This window comes from Sphaerimonospora mesophila, from assembly GCF_001417795.1.
In the GTDB taxonomy this organism is placed as follows: Bacteria; Actinomycetota; Actinomycetes; order Streptosporangiales; family Streptosporangiaceae; genus Sphaerimonospora; species Sphaerimonospora mesophila.
The window spans coordinates 1-3,329 of sequence record NZ_BCBX01000077.1; the positions used below are offsets into that span (position 1 = coordinate 1).

The following is a 3,329-nucleotide window of genomic DNA, read 5'->3' on the forward strand; positions in this document are numbered from 1 at the left end:
GGCCTGAGAGGGCGACCGGCCACACTGGGACTGAGACACGGCCCAGACTCCTACGGGAGGCAGCAGTGGGGAATATTGCGCAATGGGCGGAAGCCTGACGCAGCGACGCCGCGTGGGGGATGACGGCCTTCGGGTTGTAAACCTCTTTCGGCAGGGACGAAGTTGACGTGTACCTGTAGAAGAAGCGCCGGCTAACTACGTGCCAGCAGCCGCGGTAATACGTAGGGCGCAAGCGTTGTCCGGAATTATTGGGCGTAAAGAGCTCGTAGGTGGCTTGTCGCGTCTGCCGTGAAAGCCCGTGGCTTAACTACGGGTCTGCGGTGGATACGGGCAGGCTAGAGGCTGGTAGGGGCAAGTGGAATTCCTGGTGTAGCGGTGAAATGCGCAGATATCAGGAGGAACACCGGTGGCGAAGGCGGCTTGCTGGGCCAGTTCTGACGCTGAGGAGCGAAAGCGTGGGGAGCGAACAGGATTAGATACCCTGGTAGTCCACGCTGTAAACGTTGGGCGCTAGGTGTGGGGGTCTTCCATGGTTCCTGTGCCGTAGCTAACGCATTAAGCGCCCCGCCTGGGGAGTACGGCCGCAAGGCTAAAACTCAAAGGAATTGACGGGGGCCCGCACAAGCGGCGGAGCATGTTGCTTAATTCGACGCAACGCGAAGAACCTTACCAAGGTTTGACATACACCGGACGCGCTCGGAGACGGGTGTTCCTTTCGGGGCTGGTGTACAGGTGGTGCATGGCTGTCGTCAGCTCGTGTCGTGAGATGTTGGGTTAAGTCCCGCAACGAGCGCAACCCTTGTTCCATGTTGCCAGCGGCGGCTTTCGGGCCGGCCGGGGACTCATGGGAGACTGCCGGGGTCAACTCGGAGGAAGGTGGGGATGACGTCAAGTCATCATGCCCCTTATGTCTTGGGCTGCAAACATGCTACAATGGTCGGTACAGAGGGCTGCTAACCCGTGAGGGGGAGCGAATCCCTAAAAGCCGGTCTCAGTTCGGATTGGGGTCTGCAACTCGACCCCATGAAGTCGGAGTCGCTAGTAATCGCAGATCAGCAATGCTGCGGTGAATACGTTCCCGGGCCTTGTACACACCGCCCGTCACGTCACGAAAGTCGGCAACACCCGAAGCCCGTGGCCCAACCCGTTTGGGGGGGAGCGGTCGAAGGTGGGGCTGGCGATTGGGACGAAGTCGTAACAAGGTAGCCGTACCGGAAGGTGCGGCTGGATCACCTCCTTTCTAAGGAGCATTCGACCGGCTCTGTCACTCTCGTGTGGGTGTGGGGTTTGGTCTGTGCAGCTGCGGTCATCGGCGTGTGTCCGATGCGTGGCGTGCTGCTTAGTGGAGCACTGGTTAGTCAGCTGGTCGTGGTTGCCGGTTCGGTGAGTACCGCCGTGATCCCTGTCTCCTTTATCGGGGTGGGGTGCGGAGTGGGAAAGGCGGGTTCGGGGGCTGGGGTTGGTTGAGCACACTGTTGGGTCCTGAGGGAACGGCCGTGTTCTGCTCTGGACGTCGTGGGATGTCCCGTCTTCGCGCTTTGCGTGTGGGGGTGGGGGTTTCGCGGGGTGTCGGGGTGGTTGGTGTTTCCTTCGTGCGGGACTGGTCTCCTGCCATACCGGCTTGAGGCTTGCTTGTAGGTCGTGGTCTTGTGCTCGTTTGGGTGCGGGGTTGTGGTCTGTCGGGTGGGTTTCGGGTGTTTGGTGGTGGGGTGGGCTGGTTTTTCTGGTTGTTGTTTGTGAATTGCATAGTGGACGCGAGCATCTTTTGTGGCCAAGTTGTTTAGGGCACACGGTGGATGCCTTGGCATCAGGAGCCGATGAAGGACGTGGGAGGCTGCGTTAAGCCTCGGGGAGTCGCCAACCAGACGTTGATCCGGGGATGTCCGAATGGGGAAACCTAGCACCAGTCATGTGGTGTTGCCGCCGTCTGAATGTATAGGGCGGTTGGTGGTGACGCGGGGAAGTGAAACATCTCAGTACCCGTAGGAGAAGAAAACAATTGTGATTCCGTGAGTAGTGGTGAGCGAAAGCGGAGGAGGCTAAACCGTGCGCGTGTGATAGCCGGCGGGTGTTGCGTGTGCGGGGTTGTGGGAGCCTCTGGGGGAGACCGCCGTCTCCTCAGGCAGTGATAAATCGGTGTGGTAGTCGAACGTTCTGGGATGGGCGGCCGGAGACCGTGAGAGCCGGGTAGGCGAAATCATGCCGACTGTTGGGGGTTGTCCCGAGTAGCACGGGGCTCGAGGAATCCTGTGTGAATCTGCCAGGACCACCTGGTAAGCCTAAATACTTCCTGATGACCGATAGTGGACGAGTACCGTGAGGGAAAGGTGAAAAGCGCCCCGGTGAGGGGTTGTGAAATAGTACCTGAAACCGTGTGCCTACAAGCCGTGGGAGCGTGAGCGGGTTTTCCCGTTCGTGATGTGACTGCGTGCCTTTTGAAGAATGAGCCTGCGAGTCGTGGTGTGTGGCGAGGTTAACCCGGGTGGGGGAGCCGTAGCGAAAGCGAGTCTGAATAGGGCGTTTGAGTCGCATGCTGTGGACCCGAAGCGGAGTGATCTACGCATGGGCAGGGTGAAGCTCAGGTAAGACTGGGTGGAGGCCCGAACCCACCAGGGTTGAAAACCTGGGGGATGATCTGTGTGTAGGGGTGAAAGGCCAATCAAACTCCGTGATAGCTGGTTCTCCCCGAAATGCATTTAGGTGCAGCGTTGCGTGGTGCTTGCCGGAGGTAGGGCTCTGGTTGGCTGATGGGCCCGACAAGGTTACTGACGTCAGCCAAACTTCGAATGCCGGTAAGTTGAGCGTGGCAGTGAGACTGCGGGGGATAAGCTCCGTGGTCGAGAGGGAAACAGCCCAGATCGTCGACTAAGGCCCCTAAGCGTGTGCTGAGTGGGAAAGGATGTGGAGTCGCAGTGACAACCAGGAGGTTGGCTTAGAAGCAGCCATCCTTGAAAGAGTGCGTAATAGCTCACTGGTCAAGTGATTTCGCGCCGATAATGTAGCGGGGCTCAAGCATACCGCCGAAGTCGCGGCACCTGTGATCGGACGTTGTCTGGTTGTGGGTGGGTAGGGGAGCGTCGTGCGTCCGGTGAAGCTGTCGAGTGATCGGTGGTGGAGGGTGTGCGAGTGAGAATGCAGGCATGAGTAGCGAGTCAGAAGTGAGAAACTTCTGCGCCGGATGACCAAGGGTTCCTGGGGCAGGTTGATCCGCCCAGGGTTAGTCGGGGCCTAAGGCGAGGCCGACAGGCGTAGTCGATGGATGACGGGTTGATATTCCCGTACCCGCTGTGGTGCGCCCATACTGAACCTGGTGATACTAAGAGTCCTTA

Annotated in this window: 2 rRNA genes (1 of these 2 running past the window's edge); both read left to right on the forward strand. The window is 59.1% G+C overall.

From position 1 onward, the window contains the following. A 16S ribosomal RNA gene (locus tag AP234_RS34045) occupies positions 1-1,240 on the forward strand; the annotation flags it as partial. Positions 1,241-1,769: 529 nt separating this feature from the next. Then, a 23S ribosomal RNA gene (locus tag AP234_RS34050) occupies positions 1,770-3,329 on the forward strand; it runs 2,439 nt beyond the window's last position.